The following is a 24,856-nucleotide window of genomic DNA, read 5'->3' on the forward strand; positions in this document are numbered from 1 at the left end:
CCGATGAGCGTCAAAGCGGAAACCGGGTTTTCCCTCAAAGACGACCTGTTTAACCGAGAGACCACCCGGCTGCTGGCGGAGTCGGTGGCACGGTCAGCCGCTGAGCGCCCCGGCGGATCAAATTTCAGCGCACCCAAGCTGATCCGAACGGCCGGTCGCCGCTTTCCAAAGCTGGAGCTCAAAGAACGGATCTTTTGCCTGGTCGATCTGCTCGAGCAGCAGCTCCCCAGCGAGTTTCCGGAGGCCCTGGAAATCTTGCGTGGTGCTCTGCCCCCGCCGCTCGACCCGGAGCTGACCGATGACGACTTCGGGCGCTTTATCTGGGTGGTGCCGGGCGAGTACGTAGCGCGACATGGCTGCACCGAGCAGCATCTGGACCGATCGCTGGATTTCCTTCGGGAGGCCACCATGCGCTTTTCGTCAGAGCTGGCGATCCGGCCTTTCCTGGCGAAGTATCCCAAGGAGACGCTGGTCCAGGTTCGGCGCTGGACGCAGGATCCAAACTATCACGTGCGCCGGCTCGCCTCGGAAGGCATTCGCCCGCTGCTGCCCTGGGCCATGCGGGTGGTGCTTCCCTCCAAAGACGTTGTCCAGGTGCTCGACCAGCTTTATCGAGACAAGACGCGCTACGTCGTGCGGTCGGTGGCCAACAACCTGAACGATCTGAGCAAGCTGGATCCGGACCTCTTGCTGGCGACGCTAAAACGCTGGCAGCGCCGTCCACACCCCGATCCGGCAGAGATGCGCTGGCTGACCGGCCACGCGCTGCGCAGCCTGGTCAAGGGCAACCACGTGGGTGCGCTCAAGCTCCTGGGCTATCCCGACCGACCAAAATTTGGCGTCGCTGGCCTGGAATTCACCGATCGGGTTCCGGTCGGAGGGGCGCTACACTGGCGTGCAACGCTTAAATCCGGCGCCAAGCAGCGTCTCAAAATTTTTCTGCAGGTCGATTTTCTGAAGAACGATGGCTCCCACAAGGCCAAAATGTTTACGCTCAAGGACATCGAGCTGCAGGCCGGTGAGTCCGTAGAACTCAAGAAGCGCCTGCCGTTTCGTCCGATGACCACCCGCACGCTTTATCCCGGAACACACTTCGTTTCGCTTGTCGTCAACGGCACAATCAGCGAGCGCCAGAGCTTCCAACTGACACTCACCTGACCGCCGCAAAATCGCTATTAATGCGGGCTTTTTCCACCGCGGTGGCGCCACACAGCACCCAAAGTTGCGTCAAGCGATACCGTGACGCTCAAATCAAAACGGTCGTTTGAATACTGGCATAGTGGGAGCTGAACGTGCCGCGTCTAGGCGGAGGGAATCATTTGATGCAATGGGTATGGATCATCGTAGGGGCTTTTGCCGGCATCGTGTTTGCGGACATGGGGCGGGAGACGCTTGGGCTATGCCTCGGCGGCGCGCTCGGTTATCTGCTGGCGCAAAACCGCCAAAACAAAAAACAGCTTGAGGAACAGGCGGCCACGATTGCGCGGCTGGATCCTCGGGTAATCGAAACGCCCGCAGCACCGGCGCAGCCGGCCGAGTCATCGTGGAGCAAAACCACCGATCAGGCATCGCGCGCCGATGCTCGCACCTCCCTCAGCCAGGCACGCGAGGATGAATCCGCCGGGATCGAGGCGTCAGCTCCCGCCGCCCCCACCGCACCACCCGAACCCAACCTTTTCCAGAAGATGCTGGAGGCCGCCAGAGTCTGGCTGACCACCGGCAACGTGCCGGTCAAGCTGGGCGTAGTGGTGTCCTTTTTTGGCGTTTCGTTTCTGCTGAAGTACGCGGTCGACCAGCAGATGCTGGCCGTTCCCATCGAGGTGCGTTACGCGGGTGTCGCCGCCGCCGCATTCGCCATACTGGGCATCGGCTGGCATCTGCGTCAGCGCCTTCGCGTCTACGCCCTGAGCCTGCTGGGCGGCGGCATCGGCGTGCTGTTCCTGACCATCTTTGCCGCCTTCCGGTTGCACCCCCTCCTGCCCGCGCCGCTGGCGTTTGCCCTGCTGGTGGGCCTCACCGCGGCCGCCGGCGTACTGGCCGTTGCCCTCGACGCCCGAGGGCTGGCGATTCTGGGCATTGCCGGCGGGTTTCTGGCGCCGGTCCTGATCTCTACCGGCGCCGGCAACCATGTCGCGCTGTTTTCGTATTACCTGGTGCTGAACGCCGCCGTGCTTGGGGTCGCCTGGTACAAGTCCTGGCGCGTCCTTAATCTCCTGGGCTTCTTCTTTACCTTCGGCGTTGCCGCGGCATGGGGCGTCCGTTCCTACGAGCCCGCGCTGCTGACCAGCACCCAACCGTTCCTGGTCGCGTTTTTCCTTTTTTACCAGGGCATTGCCGTGCTGTTTGCTCTCCGTCAGCCGCCCAAACTGCGGGGCCTGGTGGACGGCACGCTGGTTTTCGGTACGCCGGTCATCGCATTTGCGATGCAGGCTGAGATGGTCCGGCATACCGAATACGGCCTCGCCATCTCAGCACTCCTGACAGCGCTGTTTTACGTGCTGGCTGCAATCGGCCTGAAACGATCTGGGTACGCCAGCCTGCGGCTCTTGACCGAGTCGTTCAGCGCTCTGGCCATCGCATTTGCCACGATCGCCATTCCGCTAGCCCTGGGCGATCGCTGGACCGCCGCCGCCTGGGCCCTCGAGGGTGCAGCCCTCGTGTGGGTGGGTGTGCGGCAGGACGGCCTGCTGGCGCGGATCAGCGGGACGCTCCTGCTGTTCGCCGGTGGCGCGGTCTTTCTGGATGAAGGCTGGTTGCGGGATGCCGGCATGCCGGTGCTCAACGGGAACTACCTGAGGGCTGTGCTGATTGCCGGCGCAGCGCTGTTTGCGGCTCGCTATCTGACCAATGATCCCAAACCCCGGCGCTGGCAGAGCCTGCTGGCGATTCCGCTCCTACTCTGGGGGCTGGCCTTTTGGGGCGGCGGCGGCCTCGCGGAGATCCTGGACCATGGACCCAGAGGGTTTCGGCGCCACCTGATCCTGGGATTCCTGGCGCTCAGTGCCTGGGCCCTGGCGCGTTTAGCCACCCGCCTGGACTGGTCCGCGGCCCGCTTTGCGTCTCTGGTCTACCTGCCGCTGCTGGCACCGACTGCGCTGCTTTACCTGCTGGACGGAAGCCACTTTTTTGTGGGTCTTGGCCTGCTGGCCTGGCCAGTGGCGATCGCCGCGCATTTTGCGGTCCTGCAGCCCTTTTCAGCGGCAGCGAGCACTGCAGGCCGGATCCTCGTGCGGCTGTGGCACGGCCTCGGGCTGCTGCTCTTCGGGTTGGTTCTGCTGATCGACGTGGTCATGCGCATGGAGCAAGCCGACTTTGGCATGCTCTGGTCTTGGAGTGCCGGGCTGGCGGCGGTGCTCGCCCTGGTGGGTCTGACGGTGGCGCTCAGCACACCCTCATGGCTGAAGATCGAGCGTTGGTTCTCTCCCGGTATCAAGCATTGGCCTTTTAGCCGGTTCGGCGGCAGCTACCTGATCGCCGCCAGCGTGTTGAGCCTGGGCGTGCTGCTGGTACTGGGGCTTCTCAGCCTGGAGATGCCGGGTGATCCAGCACCCCTGCCGTTTGTGCCGCTGCTGAACCCGCTGGATCTGCTGACGTTGGCCGGCCTGCTCACCGCCTTCAGGCTGTTGATCACTTTCCGGCAAAACGGTGGGTGGCTCAGCGAGCCGCAGCGCTGGCGTATCGCGTTTACGACGATGGCGATCACCGCGTTTCTGTTCAGTACCTTGGCCATCGTGCGCAGCGTTTTCCATCTGTTCGACCTAACCTGGAACGCCGCTGCGCTCCTGAACGCGGTTCAGGTCCAGGCAGCGCTGTCGGTCTATTGGGCTTCGCTCGGCTTTGGCGCCATGTTGTGGGGAGCAAAAATGGGCAAACGCTGGACCTGGCTCATCGGAACCGGCTTGATGGCGCTGGTGGTGCTCAAGCTGTTTGTAGTCGACCTCGGCAACACCGGTACCGTCGCCAGAATCGTCTCTTTCCTCGCCGTCGGAGGACTCCTCCTGGTGGTAGGCTACCTGGCGCCCGCGCCGCCGCGCGAGGCCCTGAAGCCAGCCGAGGAAGCCCCGAGCGCATGAACTGCCTGACAACCAAGAAACGTCGAAGGGTCTGGCCTGCCATCGCTGTCGCCGTGCTGTTTTCCGGCCTCTGTCAGGGCCAGCCAACCGAGACGCCGACCTCGGACGCCTATGCATGGGGGTTTCCCCTCGAGCTTGACGGCGATGCGAGCTTTTACACCGTCGAACTGCCGCTGCTGGTCAACCGTTCCGTGGCGGACAGCGAGCTGCGGGATGCCGGTGTGTACAATCGGGCGGGCCTCCCGGTCCCGCGGGTTTTTCAGGTGGCTCAGGACACCACGTCAGCGTCTGAGCAGCGTGCCGCCCTAATAGCCTTGGCCCTTTACGAGCAGACCGACACTTCGCCCGACGACCTTCGGCTGCGGCTCGAACGCAACGGCGACGGGACCCTGCTGGAGCTCAACGCAGGCCAAACCGGTGCCGACGAACCTACGGAGCGTCTCGATGCTTATCTCCTGGATGCCCGTGACCTGGATCGCTGGCCGCAGGCCATCGAGCTTGCATGGCCCGAAGATCTGGCGGGTTTTATCGGCCGCATCACCATCGAAGGCAGCAACAACCTCGAGGACTGGCGCCCGCTGGGCGCCGGCGCCGTTGCGGACCTCCGGGAAAGCGGTACCCACGTGCTGCAGAACCGCATCCCGCTCGACGGCGGCAAGCAGGCATTTCTCCGCCTGAGCTGGCGGGACCTGCCCGATGGCTGGCGCCTGATCGGCAGCACCGCAATCGTTTCAGACGACAGCACCAGCCCGGTCCGACGGTACACCGAGATTGATTCTGCGGGTCACGATGACGAAGATGGCGGCTACCTCTTCGACCTGGGAGGCGCCCCCACCATCGATCGCGTGCGGCTGGATCTGCCGCAGGCGAACACCATCGTCAACGCTCGAATCTACTACTGGCAGGACCGCCGCCAGCGCTGGGTGCAGGTCGCCGCCGGGCCCCACTACCGGCTCGGCCGCGGCGATGCGTCGGTGACCAATCCGCCGGCACGCGTCAACCGGCTCCGCGCGCGTCACTTCAAGGTGCTGATCGAGCGCGGAAACCCGGGCGGACCACCGAGGCTGGCGCTGGGGTGGCGTCCCGACCAGCTGACGTTTCTTGCTCAGGGCGAGCCGCCTTTTGTGCTGGTGGCGGGGCGAGCCGAAGATGAACGGGCGCAGTTTCCGCTGGAACGCCTTTATGGAGACAACGCGATCCTTGGGCTGGCCGCGGATGGGCCAACCGCGGCCGCGCGGCTTGGGGAGCGCTATGCGCTGGGCGGCCCCACCGACCTTAGGGAGACAAGAGTGATCAGCTGGCGGCGCTGGGCGCTGTGGGCAGCGCTGATCGTTGGCGTTTTGCTGGTGCTCTGGATGGCGGTACGCGTCCTGCGGGACGGTTAGCCGGTGAGCTCAGCGGTAGACCCGTGCGGCGCGCTGGGGCGGCGCCTTACGCCCCGCCAAACTCGCCGATCACCTGCTTACCGAGGGACATCATGTGAACCTCATCGGGCCCGTCAGCCAGCCGACAGGTCCGGGCGTAGGTGAAGGCCTCGGCCATAAAGTAGTCTTCCGACAGCCCGCCGGCGCCGTGGATTTGCATCGCGCGATCCAGCACGCGCTGAGCCATCGCGGGCACGACAATCTTCGCGGCGGCAATCAGGTTTTTAGCCACCTTGTTGCCGGCGCGATCCATCAGGTCTGCGGTCTTGAGGGTCAACAGCCGGGCTTGTTCGATCTCCGCGTAGCTCTGGGCAATGACCTCTCGAATCGACTGATGCTGCGCCAGCTGCTTGCCAAACGTGGACCGGCTGACGGAACGTTGGCAGGCCAGCTCCAGCGCTCTCTGCGCGCACCCGATCAGTCGCATGCAGTGGTGAATCCGGCCGGGGCCGAGCCGCCCCTGAGCGATTTCGAAGCCCCGCCCGGGCCCCAGCAGCATATTCTCTGCCGGTACGGTCACGTCTTCGAACAGCACCTCAGCGTGACCGATGGGCGCATCGTCGAAGCCCAGCGCGGTGCAGGCCCGCACGAGCTTGACGCCCGGCGTATCCGCAGGCACCAGGATCATCGACTGCTGCTGATGTCGGCTTGGGTTGTCCGGATCGTTTTTCCCCATCAGGATCAAGATCCGGCAGGACTCCCGCATGGCGCCGGTGATATACCACTTGCGGCCGTTGATCACGTAGTCGTTCCCACGCGGCTCGATCAGGCACTCGATGTTGGTGGCGTCCGATGAGGCGACGGCCGGCTCGGTCATGGCAAACGCCGAGCGGATTTCCCCGGCCAGCAGCGGCGCCAGCCAGCGGTCGCGCTGCGCGGGCGTGCCGTACATCATGAGCACCTCCATGTTCCCGGTGTCCGGCGCGCTGCAGTTGAAAACTTCGGAGCTCCAAAGCACCCGCCCCATCACCTCAGCGAGCGGGGCATACTCAGCGTTGCTTAAGCCCAGGCCGCCAAACTGCCGGTGCGACTCGGGAATAAACAGATTCCACAGGCCGAGCTCGCGAGCCTTGACCTTCAGCTCCTCAATGACGGGCGGATTGGCCCAGGGATTGGCGGCCCCGTGCAGCTCGTCCCGATAACGCTGCTCAGCCGGGTACACAAAGTCGGCCATAAAGTCTTCGAGCTGCTGCAGCAGCTGTTTCACCTGATCGGAGTATTCAAAGTTCACGGACAGTTCCTGGGGTTAAACAGTGATGTTTGGGTAGCGTTCGGGCCACGTTCGGCGCGCAGCGACAGCGTCGTAGGTTACGGTAATCCCGCGAAGCTTTATAGCCTGTGGGGTGCATCGGCGTGGGGCCGGCTGCGCATTCGCTCGGCTCACTGGCATCAGGCGTTGGTGATGGCGTCCAGCCGCCCGGGCTGGTCCAAATGCGGCACATGATTGAAGCTGGTTACATAGGTGGTATGGGGATTGAAGTAGAGGTGGTTGACCGCCGTGTTTTTACTCTGGATCTGGAGCCCGATCAGCGTATCGATCCCGAAACCCATAATCTCTTTCATGATGATGGAAATCGGCCCACCGGAGGTGACAACCAGTACCCGCCGTTTTGCATCACCGGCAAGGATTGAACGGTAGGCCTGAGCAACCCTCGCACAAAAATCGGCCAGCGACTCGTCCATCCCGCCCGGCAGCGCCTCCTTCGCCCACGCGTGCATCGCCAGCCTGAAGGTCGAAAAGATCCCTTTGATATCGCGCGGATCCGGTGCGGGGTGACCGGGGTTAGCAGCGAGGTAAGCCTGGATGAGGCGCTGAAACTCAAACTCGTTGAGGCCGGTGTCTCGTTGCTGCGCGGCCGGCAGCGCCAGCGCCGCAGCGATCCCGTCGAGGGTCTGCTGATGACGATGCTGGCCGCCGACCACCACCTCGTCGAACGCGATATCACGCTCGGCGAAGTACTCACCCAGCCAGCGCGATTGCTGATGGCCAAGCTCGGAGAGCTGGTCGTAGTTTTCCGCGCCCAGCGACGCCTGGCCGTGACGGACCAGATAGATTTCACCCATGAGGAACCTGCGGAATTAACAGCGCCGCGATTTTAGCAGCCCGCCGCAACGCGCGTCGCGGCGGGTTTTTCGAGCCATACCTCAACCGACTTGAACGCTGGGGTTCTGCTGCGGGGATCAACCTGAATGCCGGTGAGACGATTGGCCTCAGGAAAGTAGGCCAGCAGATTGCCCGCCGGCAGCTCAAAGGCAAATACCTGGAGATCTTCCATCACGCCGTGATCTGACCGGAGCGTAACCCGATCACCCGCTTGGAGCCCGTGGTTGGCAATATCTTGCTCGGCCATGAGCACACACCACCGATGCGGGATGTTGCGATAGCTGTCATGCTCCTGATAGATCATGGTGTTGAACTGACCTTCGCTGCGCACCGTGGCAAGACGAAACCGGCCGCTGTCGGGGGTTGGGTCCAGCGAAGTCAGCTGCGGAAAACGCGCTTTGCCGTCTGCGGTCTTAAACTCAGGCCGGTGAAGCAGCCTGTTCCGCACGTGGAATTCTTTCCTGGCGACGTCGATGTCCTTCAGGTCCTCCAGTCCGGGGACAATCTCCGCGATCGCCTCTCGAAGCAAGCGATGCCGAGCGAACGCCGCAAAATCCAACGGACTGTCCGGGAGTGCCCGCTGGGCCAGCTCGGACAGGATCGCCACCTCAGGCCGGACGTCGGGTAGCCGACGGATTCCGCCATCGCTCAACCGGACAAAGTTGAACATCGATTCCTGGGTGGTGGGTTGCCACTCCTCGTCCCTGGCGGTGACTGGCAAGACCAGCAGTTCCGCACCGTCTGTCGCCTCCACGTGGCTGGTGTTGAGGGTCGTGGTCAGGCTGATCCGGCAGCCGGTGCGCTCGAGCGCCCGGGTGATCCACGCGCGGTCCGGACTGGCGCCAAACAGGTTGCCTCCCATCAGCACCGCACAATCCATCAGCCCGTCATGCGCCGCCTGCAGCGCCTCGACCGTATCCATCCCCCGGGCTGTCGGTAGCTTCAGGCCCAGCGTGCTCGCCATCCGCTGTTCGATCTCCGCCGACAAAACCGGCTTGACGCCGATGGTGCCGATACCCTGCACGTTGGAATGGCCGCGCAGCGGCAGTAGCCCGGCACCCGGGCGCCCCACCATGCCCCGCAGCAGCGCCAGTGCGGCGATCGCCTCAACATTTTCCACGCCGTGCAGATGGTGTGTCACCCCCATACCCCAGGCGAAAACCGCGCTGTCGGCATTGGCGTAGGCCAGCGCCACCGCGTCCAGAGCTTCTTTGCTGACCCCACACCGGTGCAGCAAGGTCGGAAAATCGAGCGATTCGAGCTCCGCCAGGTAGCGTTCGCTGCCCGTCGTGTGGCGCCGCAGGAATTCACTCTCCGCGACCTGGAGATCCAGTACGCGCTTCGCCAGCGCCTGCAGCAGGGCGACGTCCGATCCGATACGCGGCTGCAGGTAGTGGCTGGCGATGTCGCTACCGCCGCTGAGCATGGACCGTGGGCTCTTCGGCAAGGCAAACTTCACCAGCCCCGGCTCCAGCGCAGGGTTGATCATAATCACCTGACCACCGCGATCGCGGCAGGCCTTGAGCTTGTGAATAAACCGAGGATGGTTGGAGGCCGGATTAGCTCCGATAACAAAAATGAGGTCACAGCGATCCAGGTCGTCCAGCTCCACCGTGGCGGTTCCTGTACCGATGGTCGAACGCAGGCCGACGCCGGTTGCCTGGTGGCAGTAGTAGGAGCAGTTGGTCACGTTATTGGTACCAAACGCCCTGGCGAACAGCTGAAACAGAAATCCCGCCTCGTTAGAGGAACGACCGGAGGCGTAGAAGAAGCTCCGTTCAGGCGGACAGGCCCTGAGCCGATCTGCGGCCAGCGCCAGCGCGCGTTCCCAGTCTACGATCGTGAATCGGTTGTCCCCGGCACCCTTGTGGATCGGCTTGCCCAGTCGCCCGAGGTGCTCCAGCTGCTTGGCGGTCAGCTCGCGCAGCTGGGAGATCGAATGGCGATGAAAGATCTCATCGGGGATTGCCGGCTGTACGTCGGTCGACTGCGCCTGCACGCTCTTATTGCAGACGGCCGGATATTCCCCCTGTTCGTTGGTCATGCCGCCGAGCTGGCCACCCATACCGTAGCCGCACGCTTTGCAGGCGTTATTGGAGCGCAGCGCTTTTGCGGCCCGACCAAGCCCCATGCGTCGAACAGTTTTTAGCGTGTACAGCACCTTGGCGGCGCCGCCCCCGACCGGGCGTTGGGGCATGCTGTGGTACCCAGGTTTGGCCTGGCTGGCATCATAGCAAGCTGGACCGCGGGGCCGTGGCGGCCTACGCCACGCGGTTCATCTCCAGACCGGCGACAAACGCCTCGATCGCGGTGATCAGCTGGTCCGCCAACGCCTGCATCGACGCTTCGCTGGCCCAGGCGCTGTGTGGGGTCACCAACACGTTGTCCAGATGACACAGACGCATCAGCGGATCGTCCACTGGCGGCGGCTCCTGCGCTGAAACGTCGATACCGGCACCACCGATCTCGCCGGTCACCAGCGCCGTCTCCAGCGCCTGCGTGTCGACCAGTGCGCCCCGGGCCGTATTGATCAGCAGCGCCTCCGGTTTCATTTGTCGCAGCGTTTGACGATTGATCAGGTTCCGACTGGCGTCAGTCAGGGGGCAATTCAGGCTCACCACGTCCGCCCGGATCAGCAGCTCGTCCAGGCTGACCACCGACAGATCGGGGAGGTCCCGACCGCTGAGGCTGTGATGGAGCACGTTTATACCGAGTGCGCCGGCCAGCGTGCCGAGCGCTCGGGCGATGCTCCCAGTTCCGATAATCCCGAGCGTACTACCGGCCAGATCCATGATCGGGCGATCGAAAAAGCAGAACTGGCGACTGCGTTGCCAGTCACCCTCACGAACCCGCCGCTGGTAAGCCGGCAGGCGCCGGCGCAACGACAGCAGCAAGGCCAGAATGTGCTCCGGGACCGACGTGGTTGCGTAGTCGCGCACGTTGCAAACCGCCACCCCCTGGGCTTTGCAGGCACCCAGGTCAACCATATCGGTGCCGGTGGCCGCGACGGCGACGAGCTTCAGCGCGCTGGTTTGCCGCAGCAGATCCCGGGTGATTGGCACTTTGTTGGTGATGACGATCGACGCTGTGCGGGCTCGGGCCGCTGCCTCCTCGGTTGTGGAGGCGTCATATTCGTGCCATTGATGGGAAAAAGCCGGCGCCCGCAGCTGCACACCCGGCCCCAGCGTGGCTCGGTCGAGAAACACGATTGATTCGTTGTCGGCCATGGCGCCAATGTAACTGATCAGCCGAAGCGGGAACACGCCCCGGGAATGTCGCGCACCGCCACAAAAATGCCACCTGACCCGCGCTCGCAGGCGCTACAGTAGCTCGCGCTCAACAACAACAAAAAGGAGACAAACCCATGGCGATGATTCCGATGCTGCTGGCGGTTGCGCTGCTGCTGCCGGTGGCCAAGCCGGCAGCTTCGCTGGAAGAAGAAGCATTCACGCAAGCGGTTGCGCGCGTGCTGGCGAAACATGAGACGAGCGGCAGCTTGACGGTTTACGACGAACAGCAGCAGCTCTTCCTGCGGAGTGACCCGGCCAAAAGTCGCACCCCCGAAATTCCGGCGTCCACGTTCAAAATTCCCAATTCGCTGATCGCCCTGCAGACCGGTGTGATCACTGCCCCGGATGAGGTGATCCCGTGGGACGGGGTTGAGCGCCAGATCAAGAGCTGGAATCAGGATCAGACGCTGGCTTCGGCCGTGCGGTACTCCACCGTATGGGTTTTCCAAGGTGTCGCTCGCGCGGTCGGCCGCTCGGCGATGCAGCGATTTCTCGACCAGCTCGGCTATGGCAACGGCCAGATTGGCGATGTGATCGATCGCTTCTGGCTGGACGGCTCGCTGAAGGTCAAGCCCCAGGAGCAGATCGAGTTTCTGCGCCGCCTCTACCACCATCAGCTGCCGTTCGAAAAACGCCATATGACGGCCGTGCAGGACATGATTGTCCGCAAGCAGGAAGACGGCTATCGGCTGTCAGGCAAAACCGGTTGGGCAATCCAGGGCGATCCCGACCGCGGCTGGTTCGTCGGCTATCTGGAGCGGCAGCGCCGGGTCTGGTTTTTTGCCCTGCTGGTGGACATCCACAGCGACGGCCGCGGCCGCGACCGCCAAGGCATCACCGAAGAGATTCTTCGTGAACTTGAGCTGATCCAACCCTGACGTCGGTGGGTTTGCGGTTCGCGTGGGGTCGGTCAGCCGGCGCTGCGCGGGGCGTCGGGTGCGAGCAGGCTGAGGCCCGCCGCGACCCGACGGGTGAGCCACCGGCTCGGGCGATAGCGCGGGTCACCGGTCTCCTGCAGCAGATTACGGAGCACGGTCAGGATACGATCCGGCCCGACCTGATCGCCGAACGCCAGCGGGCCAAACGGGTAACCCAGACCGAGCTTCACCGCCTTATCCAGGTCGGACGGCGTGGCGATCCGCTGCTGCACCAGCTCACAGCCGATATTTACGATCGTGGCCAGCGTCCGCTGCAGGACAAAGCCCGGGCTGTCGTTGATCACCGTCACCGGTTTGCCGCCGGAGGCCAGAAGACCATACGCGGCGTCTCGCACGGCGGGATCGGTACTGACCGTGAGCATCAGCGTCAGGCGATCCGGGTCCGCCATCAGCGTGTCAACGGCGACACAGCGGGCCAGATCCAGCCCCAGCATTGACGCCGAGCTCGTGGCGTCTCTGCCCAGGGGCCTCAGCACGCACAGCTCCGCATCATCGGGCTGCGCGACCCGTTCCGCACCAGCTTTTGCCAGCAGGCTGGCCAGCGGGTCCGCTGAGTCGTTGGGCGGTTCGATCCACACGCGGGTCAGCGTCACCGGCGGCGCGGTGCGTTCTTCCGGGAACTCCTGCCGACCTTCCGGGTAGCGGTAAAAGCCGGCGCCGGTCTTGCGCCCGAATAGCCCGGCGGCCGCCCGAGGCGCCGTGCTGGCCGAGGGCCGGAAGCGAGGCTCGTGGAAAAACTGCTCATAGACTGACGTCATGACCTTGCCGGATACGTCCAGTCCGGTCAGGTCGAGCAGCTCAAACGGACCCAGCCTGAAGCCGCCGGCCTCCCGCATCACCCGGTCCACATCGACCACGTCAGCGACTCCCTCGTCGACGATCCTGAGCCCCTCAGTGATGAGACCGCGGCCCGCATGATTGACGATGAATCCCGGCCGATCCGCCGCCACCACCGGCTGGTGGCCCGTTTGTCCTACCCAGCGACACAGCGTGTCCACCACCTGCGGATCGGTGTGAACGCCCGGTATCACCTCAACCACCTTCATGAGCGGGACCGGATTAAAAAAGTGCAGGCCGGCAAACCGTTCCGGCCGCTCGCAGCGGGCCGCAATTTCGGAGATCTGGAGCGACGAGGTGTTGGACGCCAGCACCGTTTCCGGCCCGCACAGCGCTTCCAGCGAGGCGAAAAGCGATTGTTTGATGTCGAGGTCTTCAACCACCGCCTCAACGAGCAGTTCACAGCCCGCAAGACTGGCCAGCTCGTCCACCACGCTGACCCGCTCGCTGGCGGCGTCAGCCTCCGCGGGGTCCAGGCGGCCTTTTTCGGCCAGCCGGGCGAAGCGCCCAGCCACGCCGAAACGCGCTTTCTCAGCGGCGCCTTCGAAGGTATCAAAGAGTCGCACGGCGCTGCCGGCGGCCGCGAAAAGCTGGGCGATGCCCGCGCCCATAACGCCAGCGCCGACCACCCCAACGACCTTCGGCTGACTCATGCCGTCAGCTCCTCTTCGGGGGCGGCTGCAACGGCCAGGGCATCAATCTTAGGCTTGAGGTCCGCCCATAGATCGTCGACCGCCTCACAACCGACACTGATCCTCACGAGCGAATCGGAAATCCCCGCCGCCAGGCGCTGCGCCTGAGTCATGCCGGCATGTGATGTTTCGGCCGGGCGGGTGATCAGCGTCTCCACACCACCGAGGCTCGGGGCAAAAGCCATCACCTCAAGATCTCTGAGCTGCTGATCGATGGCAGCGCCGGTGGCCCGCAGCTCCATGCTCATCATGCCGCCGAAACCTTCCAGCAGCTCCGCCGCCCGGCCGTGGTCAGGATGTGACGGGAGCCCCGGGTAGTGAACCTGAGACACCGCAGGGTGGGCCTCAAGCCGCTCAGCCAGCGCGAGCGCGGAGCGGTTTTGCTGCGCCACGCGCAGCGTCAGCGTTTTGATCCCCCGGTGCAGCAGAAAACACGCGTGTGGATCCAGACAGCCGCCCAGGTGGTTGAGCTTGCGCTGAATCTTTTCCACCAGCGGTGCGTTGCCGGCCAGCGCGCCGGCCACAATGTCGGAATGGCCGTTCAGATACTTCGTCGCGCTGTGCAGCACCAGATCAAAGCCGAGGGCGAGCGGCAGTAAATTGACCGGCGAGGCAAAGGTGCTGTCGATCATCGACAGCAACGAGTGCTGCCGGGCAAAACTTGCTAGCGCGTGGAGATCTCCGATCCGAACCAACGGGTTGGTAATCGCCTCGGCATAAACCACCCGGGTATTGGGCTGGACGAGATCAGCCCAGGTCTCGGGCTTTGCCGCGTCGATGTACGTCACCTCGACACCCAGCTGCGGGAGGTCTTCGGTCAAGAAATCCTGCGTGCCGCCGTACAGTGAATCCTGCGCCAGCAGGTGGTCGCCGGCGCCGAGGACGGTCAGCAGGCTTGTGGTGATCGCCGCCATGCCGCTGGCCGCAACCAGGCCGGCTTCAGCCCCTTCCAGCGCCGCAATTTTGGCATGCAGTGAATCGTGATTCGGGGTGTTGTTCAGGCGGATATAGCCCAGGTCGTGATAACCCGAACCCGGCGTGGATTCGAACGTCGCCGATTGGAAGATGGGCAGGCTGACGGCGCCGGCGATCCGGGGACGGATCTCGCCAGCGTGGATCGCTGCGGTGGGCAGCTCGCGTTGTTTTTTCATGCCGGCATGCTAACCGGATTGACGCCGCCTTTCGAGCGCGGGTGGCCGCTGCAGCGCCGGTCGACGGCGCCGCTAGCCGGCGGGCTGGCTCCAGAAGATGACTTCCACCGCGCGCCGCTGAACCAGGCAGCGGTCACCGTCCATGACGTATTGATCTTGATACTCAGCAACCAGGTCGATGCTGCCTTCTGGCCTCGCGCCCGCCGACCCGCGAGCGCCGCCGGTCAGCATGAGATAGATCAGACCCTCCGCTGTGTCCGGCCCGGTGACGTCGAGCTGAACCACGTTGATGAAATGGCGGCTTGCCCGCTCGGCAAAACGCTTCTCCATCGCCGCCGTGATCGCGACTCGACCCTTGAGCGGTTTTTGGAGGGCAAACTCCGCGTCCTCGGTGAACAGCGCCCCATAAGCCTCGGCGTTGCCCCGGTCCCGATGGAATTGATAATCCTGGTTGGTGCGAGTGCAGGCGTCGACGATCGCCTGCTGTCGCTGCGGGCTGACGGCCGCATGGTGATCAGCCAACGCCGATCCTGCGACCAACAACAGGAGCAGCCCTAGCGTGGGCCTGGCCCCTGGCTTCACGCAGCGGCCTCAACCGCCACGTTGAGCTGCTTAAGGATTCCCTGCGCGGCGGTCCTGCCGCCTGCCACGGCGGTCACCACCAGGTCAGCTCCGAGCACCATATCGCCACCCGAAAAAACCTGGGGATTGCTCGTCTGCCCACCGCCGCCCGTACCGTTGACGACGATTCGCCCGTCCTGACTGGTGCGCACGCCAAGCTGCGTGATCCAGTCCGGAACGCTCGGGCGATACCCGAAGGCAACCAGCACCGCGTCAGCCTCAATCACCGTTTCGCTGCCCTCGATCGGTACGGGCACCAGTCGGGAGCCGTTCGCGTCGGGCTTCAGCTCGGTGCGCTCAATCTTAAGCCCGGTCACCTGGCCGTCCCCAGACTGGATCTCCAGCGGGTTGGCCTGAAACTGAAACTGCACACCCTCCGACATCGCCAGATCCACCTCACGCTGCGAACCCGGCATGTTGCTGCGGTCGCGCCGATACACGCAGGTGACGCTGCTGGCGCCCTGGCGGATGGAGGTTCGGACGCAGTCCATCGCCGTGTCGCCGCCACCGAGCACGACCACCCGCTTGCCCGCCAGGTCGATGTGCGGATAGTGGTCCATGCCAAGATCGTAAAGATGGTTGGTTTGGCCGATCAAAAAACTGAGCGCAGGGACTACACCCTTAGCGTCAGCCCCTGGCAGCTTGCCGGTGACCGCGGTGTAGGTACCCATCCCGAGAAACAGCGCATCGTGGCGCCGCAGCAGCTCATCGGCCGTGACGTCAGTCCCTACGTTGGTGTTGAGCTTGAATTCGATGCCCATACCCTCGAACACCTCGCGGCGGCGACGCACCACCCCCAGCTCCAGCTTGAACTCGGGGATGCCAAAGCTCAGCAGGCCGCCAACCTCCGGATAGCGATCGTAAACCGTCGCCGCCACGCCGTTCCGGACCAGCACGTCAGCACACGCCAGGCCGGCCGGCCCGGCGCCGACAATCCCCACGCTGTAGCCGGTCTTGCGCACATGGCTCAAATCCGGACGCCAGCCCCGCTCGAACGCGGTGTCCACCAGGTACTTTTCCACCGCACCGATCGTGACGGCGCCGAAGCCCGTATGAAGCGTGCAGGCGCCTTCACACAGGCGATCCTGCGGGCAGATCCGTCCGCACATCTCCGGCAGGCTGTTGGTCTCGTGGGCGAGCTCAGCGGCCTCCTCGATACGGCCTTCCGCGACCAGCTGCAGCCAGTCGGGGATGTAGTTGTGCACCGGGCACTTCCACTCGCAGTATGGGTTACCGCAGTCCAGGCAGCGATCGCTCTGCTCGCTTGCAGCCACCGGATCAAACGGCTCGTAAATCTCCCGAAACTCGGCCTGCCGGATCTTCACCGGCAGCACGTCGGGGCCGGAGCGGCTGACGTTGAGAAACTGAAAGTTTTTGTCGCTCATCCTTTCACCAGTCTGACCGGCACCGCCTCGGGCTGACGCGCAGCAGCCGCTCCGGCGTTGCGTGGTTCGATTACCTTAAACGACAGCAGGAACTGGTCGAAATGCTCAAGAATCCTACGGCCCCAGGCGCTCTGCGTCAGGTCGAAGTGGCGCTGAATCAGGCGCCGCAGCTCGTCCTTCCGGCTTTCGTCTTCCAGGCTATCGAGCGCTACGGCGTCGACAAACTCGGGGTTGAGATTGTGCTCGAGGCGATCGTTGCGATCGAGCACGTAGGCGCGGCCGCCGGTCATGCCGGCCGCGAAGTTGGGGCCGGCGCTGCCGAGCACCACCACGGTGCCTCCCGTCATGTACTCGCAGCCGTGATGACCGATCCCCTCGACCACCGCCACCGCGCCGGAGTTTCGAACCCCGAATCGCTCGCCTGCCTGGCCAGCGGCGAACAGCTCACCGCCGGTCGCGCCATAGAGGCAGGTGTTGCCGACAATCGTGGAGCGCCGGGCCGACAGATTCGGCGTCACCGGCGGCTTGATCACGATGCGGCCACCGTGCATCCCTTTGCCGACGTAGTCGTTGGAATCTCCGAGCAGCTCGAACTCCATGCCCGGCATAGACCAGGCGCCAAACGACTGGCCGGCAGAGCCTTCGAAGGCAAACCGATAGCGCGCCTGCTGGCGCTTGCGGTCAGCGGCAATCCAGCCCGACAGGCTGGCGCCGATGGCGCGGTCGAAATTGCGAACCTTGATGGGACCCTGCACGTCGGACCCATGGCCCGGACCACCCGCCTTTGCAAGTTTCAGGACTTCCTGATTGATCAAACCCTTGTCGTGCGTCGGGTTGCTGTCCTCCACGCAATACGGCGGGTACTTGTTGCGAGCCTGAGCCGCCCGCAGGACCGCGCCCAGGTCCACCTGCCGCTGCTTGGGCGTATCGCCCTGGCGCTGCACAAACAGATCGCTGCGGCCAATGATGTCCTGCAGGCGCAGGAAACCCATGCGGGCGAGCTCCTCGCGCACCTCCTGCGCAACAAAGCTAAAGTAGCGGGACACCTTCTCGACATCGCCCTCGAAGTGTTTCGTTCGAAGCACGTTGTCTTGAGTCGCCACACCCGTCGCGCAGTTGTTCAGGTGGCAGATCCTCAGATACTTGCAGCCCATGGCGATCATCGGAGCGGTACCAAAACCGAAGCTCTCCGCGCCGAGCATCGCGGCCTTGACCACGTCCAGCCCGGTCTTCAGACCACCGTCCACCTGCAGACGCACCTTGTGACGGAGCTCGTTGGTGACCAGCGCCTCGTGGGCTTCAGCAAGACCAACCTCCCAAGGAATGCCCGCGTATTTCAATGAGGTCAGCGGGCTGGCGCCGGTGCCGCCGTCATGGCCGGCGATGGTGATCAGGTCAGCGTACGCCTTGGCTACGCCCACCGCGATGGTGCCCACACCGGGTGACGACACCAGCTTCACCGACACCAGGGCTCGCGGATTGACCTGTTTCAAATCGAAAATGAGCTGGGCCAGATCTTCGATGGAATAGATGTCGTGATGTGGCGGCGGCGAAATCAGCGTGACCCCAGGCTTGGAGTAGCGCAGCGCCGCAATCTCCGGGGTGACCTTGTTGCCCGGCAGCTGACCGCCCTCACCGGGCTTTGCGCCTTGCGCCACCTTGATCTGCAGTACGTCAGCGTCGATCAGGTAGGGTGCGGTGACGCCGAAACGTCCGGACGCGACCTGCTTGATCCGGGAACGGCGTTCGCCGCCGTAACGCTGCGGATCTTCGCCGCCCTCACCGGAGTTCGAACGACCGCCGAGCCGGTTCATGGCGCGGGCCAGCGTTTCGTGTGCTTCCGGCGACAGCGCGCCAATCGACATGGCCGCCGAGTCGAACCGTTTCAGGATGTTGGAGGCTTCCTCCACCTCGTCCAGCTCGCAGGGTTCGGTGTGCGGACGAAGCTCCAGCAGATCTCGCAACGCGGCGATGGGACGCTGATTGATCACCTTGCTGAACTCGCGATAGTCGTCCTGTTCGCCGGAGCCCACCGCCTTATGCAGCGTGGTTACCACGTCCGGGTTATAGGCATGAAACTCCGCGCCGTGTACATACCGCAGCAGGCCGCCACGACGCTGACGCTGGCGCGACCAGGCGGCGGTTGCCAGCAGTTCCTGGTCCGCCTTCAGATCCTCGAAGCGAGCACCGCCGATCCGCGTCGGCGCACCCGGGCAGCACAGGTCGACGATACTGCGATCCAGGCCGAGCGCCTCAAACAGCTGGGCGCCGCGGTAGCTCGCGATGGTGGAGATACCCATCTTGCTGAGTATTTTCAGCAGCCCTTTGCGGATGCCGCGCCGATACTGTTTGCGCAGCTGCAGCGGATCACCCTTGAGCCGGCCCTCGGCGTGTAGCTCGTTGAGCACCTGATAGGCGAGATACGGATAGATCGCGGTAGCGCCCAGTCCGATCAGCACCGCAAAGTGATGCGGATCGCGGGCGCTGCCGGTTTCCACCACGATGGCGCAGTCGCAGCGCAGCTTGGCGGCGATCAGCGCCTGGTGCACGGCCCCAACCGCCAGCGGCGCCGGCAGCGGCACGCGCCGCGGGTCGATGTCGCGGTCGGTCAGCACCAGCACCACCACACCGTCGCGAACGGCTTCGACACACTGATCACACAAACGGCGGATGGCGGAGTCCCACTGGGCCTCCCGATCGACGTTCAGCGACAGGCGACGATTGCGGAAGTAGTCCTGATCAAGCTCCAGCAGCTGCTGATACTTGACGTAGTTCAAGACGGGCCAGGGCAGGTGCGCGCGGTGCGCGTGCGTGGTCGTCTCGTGAAAGACGTTGTGGTCGCGACCGATGTTGGTCTGCAGCGACATGGCGCTCGCTTCGCGCAGCGGATCAATCGGCGGGTTGGTGACCTGCGCAAACTGCTGCCGGAAAAAGTCGTAGACGCTGCGAACCTGCCGCGACAGCACGGCTACCGGCGTATCGTCGCCCATCGAACCCACGGCCTCCGCGGAGCTCTCCGCCAGCGGCTTGATAATCTGGTTCTTTTCCTCAAGCGTCAGGCCGAACAGCTTCTCGAAGGTCGGCAGGCGCTCAAAGTCGGTGCGCATGAACCGCTCGGCGGCCGCCATTTCCTGCTCGTCGTTGTTGTTGATCTCGATGACGTTTTCGGTGAGCCATTCGGCGTAGGGATGCCGCGACTTCAGGTTGTCGTCGATCGCGGTGGGCTGCCAGACGCGCTGGGCTCGGATGTCGACAGCCAGCATTTCGCCCGGGCCCAGGCGACCCTTCTCGAGGACGTCCTCCGGCTGGTAATCCCAGACGCCGACCTCCGACGCAATCGTGAGCACGCCGTTTTTGGTCAGCACGTAACGGGCCGGCCGCAGGCCGTTCCGGTCCAGCGCGCAGGTCGCGACCTGGCCATCGGTCATCACAATGCCCGCCGGGCCGTCCCACGGCTCCATGTGAGTGGAGTTGAATTCGAAAAAAGCTCGCAGATCCGGGTCCATGTCCTGGCGGTTTTCCCACGCCGGGGGCATGAGCAGGCGCATGGCCCGGAAAACATCCATACCGCCGGCTAGCAGCACCTCGAGCATGTTGTCCAGCGAGGACGAGTCAGAACCGGACTGGTTGACCAGAAACTCAAAGCTTTCGAGCGCCGGGAGCAGCGGCGTGCGCAGCTTCGCGGCCCGCGTTGCCGCCCAGCTTCGGTTGGCAGCGATGCTGTTGATTTCACCGTTGTGCGCCAGGTATCGAAAGGGCTGCGCATATTTCCAGTTGGGCAGCGTGTTGGTCGAAAAGCGTTGGTGGAAGACACAGATCGCCGACTCGAGACCCGGATCCTTGAGATCGGGGTAGAAGTGCGCCAAACCGTCAGGGCAGATCAGGCCTTTGTAAACCATGACGAGGTTGGACAGGCTGGCCACGTACCAGAACGGATCGGGATCGGGGAAGCGCAGGTTAGCCTCACCAGCACGGTGGCGGGCGACAAACAGCTGTCGCTCGAGATCTTTCGCGTTCCAGCCCGGAGGTGCGTTCACGAACACCTGCTCGATGCGCGGCAGGCAGCGCTGGGCCTGAGGGCCGATGGCGGTCTCGTCGATCGGGACCTCACGCCAGCCGGCAATGCCCAGTGACACCTGCGCCAGCGCCTCTTCCAGCAGCTTCTTGCTGCGGGCGCGAATGTGCGGCTCCGGATGCATGAATACCATCCCCGCCGCAAAATCCTTGCTGAGCCGCAGTCCAGCCTCCTCGCCGACCCGCGCAAGGAACTTTTTCGGAAACTGCATCAGGATGCCGCAGCCGTCGCCCGACAGGCCGTCCGAGGCCACGGCCCCGCGGTGGGTCAGGCAGGCGAGCGCGCTGATGCCGGTCTTGACGATCCAGTGACTGGGCGTGCCGTCGACCTGTGCTATCAGGCCAAATCCGCAGGCGTCGCGTGGGGGGAGCTGTATCGTTTCGATCATAGGTTTTTACTTCTGGCAACCGGTCAATATTGCCTGAAATATGGTGCTATTTGAAGTGCTGAACATGTTACCTTCTGTTCACGAAACCCTGACAAAGGCGCTTGCCGGGGCGGCATACGGCGGGTACCGTGACCCCCTGACATGTTCAACTTAATCGCCATTCGGATCCTCCCGGTGCTGCTCGGAGTGACCGCGCTGGGCTTTGTGCTGATGGTCAGCTTCGGGCCGGACCGGGCCCTCGAACTGGCGGGTCGAAACCCGACCGCCGAAGAAGTGGAGCAGCTGCGCCGGCAGCTTAACGACGATCGGCCCGTCGTCGTTCAGTACGTCTATTATCTCAAAGATCTGTTCACGTTGAATCTCGGGCGCTCGGACAGCACCGGTGAACCGGTCACGAGCATGCTATCGCGCACCATTCCTAACTCGCTCGCGCTGCTGCTGCCGGGCTTCGTGCTGGGTCATCTCCTGGCCCTGCTGCTGGCGAGCGTCGCCGCCCTCAATCGCAACCGCTGGCCCGATCGGCTGATCAACGGCTGCGCCGTGCTCGGGATGAGCATCAGTTTTGTCGTCGTGATGATGGCCTTCCAGGTGCTGTTTGCGTCGCGCTACGGATTCGGCTGGTTCCCCGCGCGGGGCTGGTCGATGGCTTCGCTGGGCCAATGGCTCAGCCATGTCGCGGTGCCGACATTGGTCATCCTGTTTGTGGCCTCTGGTTACAACGTCCGGTTTTACCGCGCGGTGCTCGTCGAAGAGCTCGAGCGAGAACACGTTCGCACCTGCCGCATGCTGGGCTACGCTCGGTGGCGTCTGCTTGCCGTTGCGGTGCTGCCCAACGCTGCGCTGCCGATCGTCACGCGGTTGATGTATTCCATCCCCTCGCTGCTGGTCGGCGGCAGTCTGCTGCTGGAGAGTTACTTTGGCATTCCCGGCGTCGGCAAGATCACCTTCGACGCCATCACCAACGGTGATCAGCCGGTGCTGAAGGCAGTACTCGGCCTGTCGTCGGTCCTGATGGCGATCATTATGGTGGCCACCGACCGCCTGTACCGAGCCATCGACCCCAGGCTGACCGCATGAATTCTGAACCAGCTTTTGCCGTCGACCTGCGCTCGGCTCCACCTTCCCTGTGGCGGCAGGGCCGACTCCTCACCCGCTCGGCGCTGGTCCTGTTGAGCCTCTTTGTGCTGCTCGGCGTATCCACCTGGTTCGGGCTGTGGGGCGACGCCGCCACCACAACCACCGGCCTCCTGCACGGCCCGGCTTCCATGGAACACTGGCTGGGAACCAACGCCATCGGCCAGGACATCGCTGCCAGAGCCTCTGCCGGCGCCGCGACCGCCTTCGAGACCGGCCTGGCCGTTGCGTTGCTGGCCACCGCGCTCGGCGGGGCGCTTGGAATCCTCGCCGGGTACTACCACCGCCGCTGGCCCGACCATCTGGTGTCCTGGCTGCTGGCGGTCCTGGATGCCGTGCCTTTCTACCTACTAGTCGGTGCCCTCGCCTACGCCGCGCAAGGGGCTCCGGGAACGATTGTCCTGGCGCTGACGCTAGCGTTCTGGACCGGCACGGCCAGGCTCGTGCGGGCCGAGACGCTGAAACTGCGGGAAACCGGATTTGTTCTGGCCGCGATGACTCAGGGTGTTGCGGACTGGAAAATCCTGACGCGCCACGTGGCGCCGAACGCCGCACATCTGCTCCTGATTCAGGGCACGATCACGTTTGTCGCGGCGGTTAAGTCGGAGGTGGTGCTGAGTTTCCTTGGGCTGGGAGACGGCCGGGGGATCAGCTGGGGGCAGATGATTGCCGAGTCCAGTCAGGACGTTCTTGCCGGGCACTTCACGGGTTTCGTGGTAGCCTCCGGCTCGCTGATATTGCTGGTTACCGCACTGAATGTGATCACCGATGACCTCCAGGATAGTCTGGATCCACGGTATTCAGGCCTCACCTGAATCGAACACGATGGGACAACGTTTGTGGACCGCACAATAACAAGAACGTACGGCTTGCTGCTGCTGGCCGGTTTGATGAGCTCGCTCGCCGCCTGCGGCAGCCGCGCGCCAAAGCTGGAACCGCCAAGAGTGAAGCTGGTGTCTCTGGTGGTTGAGGATCAGCGCCGCTTTGATGTTGATCTGCGCTTGAGCAATCCTGCCGCTCGCCCGATGACGGTCGATCAGGTGAGACTCGAGCTGACCATCGACGGCGAATCCCTGCCGCCGCTCGCACCGGACTTTACCGGGGTTCTGCCGTCCCTGGGGGAGGAGCTGCTCAGCGTGTCCGGCAGGCTGCCGGCATCGGTCGCGGGTCGGCTCGCGCCGCTGGCGGAGGGCCGCCGAAGCCAGCTGCCGCTCGAGATCAGCGGTGAGGTGCAGCACAGCGGCGGTATGAGCTTCGACGTCGAACAGAACGGATGGCTTAGCGCTACGCCCGGTCGACCCTGGCAGTTTCGATGACCCGCAACGATTTTGATGCCCTGCGCCGATTTGCGATGCACGGGCTCGCGGTCCGTGGCGCTTTTGTCAGTCTCGACGAGACGTGGCAGTCGGTCCGGCTGCGAAACCTGGCGCCGCTGCCCGCCCAGCAGCTGTTGGGGGAAGCGCTGGCCGCCTCCGCCCTCATGGCCAGCCGAATCAAGGTGGACGGCCGGGTCAGCGTGCAGCTCCAGGGCGGTAAAAACCTGAAGCTGCTGATGGCAGAGTGCACCAGCGAAGGCGGCCAGCGAGGCGTGCTGAGCTGCGACGACGGACTCAGCGACGACTGGACGCTGGCCGAAGTTGACCGGGACAGCCTGCTCACAATCACCATCGAAAATGCTCGAAGTGAGCGGTATCAGGGCATTGTTGAACTGAAGGGCGATACGCTGGCCGAGGCGCTGACCGGCTATTTCACTCACTCCGAGCAGCTCGATACGCGCCTCTGGCTGGCGGCTGACAACGATCGCGCGGCGGGACTGATCGTGCAGCGCCTGCCGGGCCGAAATCCTGAGGATCCCGACGGCTGGAACCGGGTGGTGCACCTGGCGGAAACGGTCACGGCCGAGGAGCTGCTCGGTCTGCGATCCGAAACGCTCGCCGGCCGGCTGTTTGCCGAGGAAACGCTAGCCTGGGAACCTCAAAAACGGCTGTGCTTTCGCTGCCCGTGTTCGCGGGAGCGGGTCGCGGAAGTGCTGATGGCGCTGGGTGAGGAAGCGCTGGAAAAGGAGTTGGGTGGTGACGAGGTGGTGACGGTTGACTGCGAGTTCTGCAACGAGCGCTACTCGTTCGACCCGGTCGATCTCAAGCTGCTGTTTGCTTAACGACCGGTGGGGTTGCCCCGTCGCAACCGCGCGCTAGACGCAGGCCGGATCGTCAGCTTTGAGCGGCGCAGTCGGAACGGCAGCGGGGCGTTCGAACATTATTTCGTTCGCCTTCGCCATCGTGTAGGTCGTAACCGTCAGGCCCGCGGCCATCGTACCGGTCGTCAGGGTGGCCACCACCGCGGCTCTAGCTGCTAAGGACAATACCGACTTCACGCTCATCTTCGACTCCCTTTTTCCATCCTCGCTGCGACTCCAAGTCAATGTTTGCCGCTTCTGTCCTGTTAGACGCACCGACTCGCCATTTGGTTACAGCCACCTCGCTCCATTGGTCGCAGCGGGAGCTCAGCTGGTCTGACCTTCACGTAAATCGGCAGCTCAAGCGCGGCGCTGAAGCCAAAATGGGCGGAAAAGGGCGGGAAATCGTGACGAACGTCACTAAAACAGCGCCCAGCGCAACCCTCCTCAGCTGTCGCCAGGCGGCCACGTCTGCTATTCTAAGGGAGTGAAGGACCGTCTGCGTTGCGCGGGAGCTCATCACCTGCTGGGAAGCTGCAGGAACTTTGAGGCAACGGACAGATCTGAC

Annotated in this window: 18 protein-coding genes; 8 read left to right on the forward strand and 10 right to left on the reverse strand. The window is 63.9% G+C overall.

Annotated features, from left to right (window positions below; all coding sequences use genetic code 11):
* The first annotated feature begins 3 nt into the window (after positions 1-3).
* From AAF358_23100 to AAF358_23110, 3 genes are all read left to right on the forward strand, one after another.
* A complete protein-coding gene (locus AAF358_23100; protein ID MEM7708461.1) occupies positions 4-1,158 on the forward strand; it encodes a DNA alkylation repair protein in 1,155 nt (384 codons plus the stop codon).
* 164 nt (positions 1,159-1,322) lie between these two features.
* The gene (locus AAF358_23105; protein MEM7708462.1) at positions 1,323-4,073 is read left to right on the forward strand and encodes a DUF2339 domain-containing protein; all 2,751 of its coding nucleotides are present in this window, start codon (positions 1,323-1,325) and stop codon (positions 4,071-4,073) included.
* A complete protein-coding gene (locus tag AAF358_23110) occupies positions 4,070-5,458 on the forward strand; it encodes a DUF3999 domain-containing protein (protein MEM7708463.1) in 1,389 nt (462 codons plus the stop codon). The genes AAF358_23105 and AAF358_23110 overlap by 4 nt, the downstream gene beginning before the upstream one ends.
* A 46-nt stretch (positions 5,459-5,504) precedes the next feature.
* Here AAF358_23110 and AAF358_23115 read toward each other — a convergent pair whose 3' ends face one another.
* The 4 genes from AAF358_23115 to AAF358_23130 form a co-directional block, all read right to left on the reverse strand.
* On the reverse strand, positions 5,505-6,728 hold the full coding sequence (locus AAF358_23115) for an acyl-CoA dehydrogenase family protein (protein MEM7708464.1): 1,224 nt from the start codon (positions 6,726-6,728) through the stop codon (positions 5,505-5,507).
* Between the two features lie 158 nt (positions 6,729-6,886).
* Positions 6,887-7,561: a histidine phosphatase family protein gene (locus AAF358_23120; protein MEM7708465.1), complete on the reverse strand. Its 675-nt coding sequence runs from the start codon at positions 7,559-7,561 to the stop codon at positions 6,887-6,889.
* 32 nt (positions 7,562-7,593) lie between these two features.
* Positions 7,594-9,798: an FdhF/YdeP family oxidoreductase gene (locus tag AAF358_23125; GenBank protein MEM7708466.1), complete on the reverse strand. Its 2,205-nt coding sequence runs from the start codon at positions 9,796-9,798 to the stop codon at positions 7,594-7,596.
* 64 nt (positions 9,799-9,862) lie between these two features.
* Positions 9,863-10,828, reverse strand: coding sequence for an NAD(P)-dependent oxidoreductase (locus AAF358_23130; GenBank protein ID MEM7708467.1), 966 nt, complete (start codon positions 10,826-10,828; stop codon positions 9,863-9,865).
* Between the two features lie 137 nt (positions 10,829-10,965).
* On the opposite strand from AAF358_23130, the gene blaOXA reads away from it, so the two are divergent.
* On the forward strand, positions 10,966-11,769 hold the full coding sequence (gene blaOXA, locus AAF358_23135; protein ID MEM7708468.1) for a class D beta-lactamase: 804 nt from the start codon (positions 10,966-10,968) through the stop codon (positions 11,767-11,769).
* A gap of 32 nt (positions 11,770-11,801) precedes the next feature.
* Here the strand turns inward: blaOXA and AAF358_23140 are convergent, their stop codons facing one another.
* From AAF358_23140 to gltB, 5 genes are all read right to left on the reverse strand, one after another.
* Positions 11,802-13,319 (reverse strand): 3-hydroxyacyl-CoA dehydrogenase, encoded by a 1,518-nt coding sequence (locus tag AAF358_23140; GenBank protein MEM7708469.1) that lies wholly within the window; start codon positions 13,317-13,319, stop codon positions 11,802-11,804.
* A complete protein-coding gene (locus AAF358_23145; protein MEM7708470.1) occupies positions 13,316-14,509 on the reverse strand; it encodes an aminotransferase class I/II-fold pyridoxal phosphate-dependent enzyme in 1,194 nt (397 codons plus the stop codon). Before AAF358_23145 ends, AAF358_23140 begins: the two co-directional genes overlap by 4 nt.
* A gap of 72 nt (positions 14,510-14,581) precedes the next feature.
* Positions 14,582-15,031: a nuclear transport factor 2 family protein gene (locus AAF358_23150; GenBank protein MEM7708471.1), complete on the reverse strand. Its 450-nt coding sequence runs from the start codon at positions 15,029-15,031 to the stop codon at positions 14,582-14,584.
* 56 nt (positions 15,032-15,087) lie between these two features.
* Complete coding sequence (locus tag AAF358_23155) at positions 15,088-16,515, reverse strand: FAD-dependent oxidoreductase (GenBank protein ID MEM7708472.1); 1,428 nt, start codon at positions 16,513-16,515, stop codon at positions 15,088-15,090.
* Positions 16,512-20,978: a glutamate synthase large subunit gene (gene gltB, locus AAF358_23160; protein MEM7708473.1), complete on the reverse strand. Its 4,467-nt coding sequence runs from the start codon at positions 20,976-20,978 to the stop codon at positions 16,512-16,514. The genes AAF358_23155 and gltB overlap by 4 nt, the downstream gene beginning before the upstream one ends.
* Positions 20,979-21,119: 141 nt before the next feature.
* Between gltB and AAF358_23165 the strand changes: the two genes are divergently transcribed.
* From AAF358_23165 to AAF358_23180, 4 genes are read left to right on the forward strand one after another with little or no spacing between them, the layout of a single operon-like run.
* A complete protein-coding gene (locus AAF358_23165) occupies positions 21,120-22,055 on the forward strand; it encodes an ABC transporter permease (protein ID MEM7708474.1) in 936 nt (311 codons plus the stop codon).
* Positions 22,052-22,927, forward strand: a complete 876-nt coding sequence (locus AAF358_23170) for an ABC transporter permease (protein ID MEM7708475.1) — start codon at positions 22,052-22,054, stop codon at positions 22,925-22,927. The genes AAF358_23165 and AAF358_23170 overlap by 4 nt, the downstream gene beginning before the upstream one ends.
* A gap of 24 nt (positions 22,928-22,951) precedes the next feature.
* Complete coding sequence (locus AAF358_23175) at positions 22,952-23,428, forward strand: LEA type 2 family protein (GenBank protein MEM7708476.1); 477 nt, start codon at positions 22,952-22,954, stop codon at positions 23,426-23,428.
* Positions 23,425-24,270, forward strand: a complete 846-nt coding sequence (locus tag AAF358_23180) for an Hsp33 family molecular chaperone HslO (GenBank protein MEM7708477.1) — start codon at positions 23,425-23,427, stop codon at positions 24,268-24,270. Before AAF358_23175 ends, AAF358_23180 begins: the two co-directional genes overlap by 4 nt.
* Before the next feature lie 33 nt (positions 24,271-24,303).
* Here the strand turns inward: AAF358_23180 and AAF358_23185 are convergent, their stop codons facing one another.
* Positions 24,304-24,492 (reverse strand): hypothetical protein, encoded by a 189-nt coding sequence (locus AAF358_23185; protein ID MEM7708478.1) that lies wholly within the window; start codon positions 24,490-24,492, stop codon positions 24,304-24,306.
* Between the last annotated feature and the right edge of the window lie 364 nt (positions 24,493-24,856).

Source organism: Pseudomonadota bacterium, assembly GCA_039033415.1.
In the GTDB taxonomy this organism is placed as follows: Bacteria; Pseudomonadota; Gammaproteobacteria; order Xanthomonadales; family SZUA-38; genus JANQOZ01.

Excerpts from the sequence above, each read along its gene's own strand:
- AAF358_23100 (MEM7708461.1), top strand. The coding sequence starts at position 4 with ATGAGCGTCAAAGCGGAAACCGGGTTTTCCCTCAAAGACGACCTGTTT.
- AAF358_23105 (MEM7708462.1), top strand. The coding sequence starts at position 1,323 with ATGCAATGGGTATGGATCATCGTAGGGGCTTTTGCCGGCATCGTGTTT.
- AAF358_23110 (MEM7708463.1), top strand. The coding sequence starts at position 4,070 with ATGAACTGCCTGACAACCAAGAAACGTCGAAGGGTCTGGCCTGCCATC.
- AAF358_23120 (MEM7708465.1), bottom strand. The coding sequence starts at position 7,561 with ATGGGTGAAATCTATCTGGTCCGTCACGGCCAGGCGTCGCTGGGCGCG.
- AAF358_23125 (MEM7708466.1), bottom strand. The coding sequence starts at position 9,798 with ATGCCCCAACGCCCGGTCGGGGGCGGCGCCGCCAAGGTGCTGTACACG.
- AAF358_23130 (MEM7708467.1), bottom strand. The coding sequence starts at position 10,828 with ATGGCCGACAACGAATCAATCGTGTTTCTCGACCGAGCCACGCTGGGG.
- blaOXA (MEM7708468.1), top strand. The coding sequence starts at position 10,966 with ATGGCGATGATTCCGATGCTGCTGGCGGTTGCGCTGCTGCTGCCGGTG.
- AAF358_23140 (MEM7708469.1), bottom strand. The coding sequence starts at position 13,319 with ATGAGTCAGCCGAAGGTCGTTGGGGTGGTCGGCGCTGGCGTTATGGGC.
- AAF358_23145 (MEM7708470.1), bottom strand. The coding sequence starts at position 14,509 with ATGAAAAAACAACGCGAGCTGCCCACCGCAGCGATCCACGCTGGCGAG.
- AAF358_23155 (MEM7708472.1), bottom strand. The coding sequence starts at position 16,515 with ATGAGCGACAAAAACTTTCAGTTTCTCAACGTCAGCCGCTCCGGCCCC.
- gltB (MEM7708473.1), bottom strand. The coding sequence starts at position 20,978 with ATGATCGAAACGATACAGCTCCCCCCACGCGACGCCTGCGGATTTGGC.
- AAF358_23165 (MEM7708474.1), top strand. The coding sequence starts at position 21,120 with ATGTTCAACTTAATCGCCATTCGGATCCTCCCGGTGCTGCTCGGAGTG.
- AAF358_23170 (MEM7708475.1), top strand. The coding sequence starts at position 22,052 with ATGAATTCTGAACCAGCTTTTGCCGTCGACCTGCGCTCGGCTCCACCT.
- AAF358_23180 (MEM7708477.1), top strand. The coding sequence starts at position 23,425 with ATGACCCGCAACGATTTTGATGCCCTGCGCCGATTTGCGATGCACGGG.
- AAF358_23185 (MEM7708478.1), bottom strand. The coding sequence starts at position 24,492 with ATGAGCGTGAAGTCGGTATTGTCCTTAGCAGCTAGAGCCGCGGTGGTG.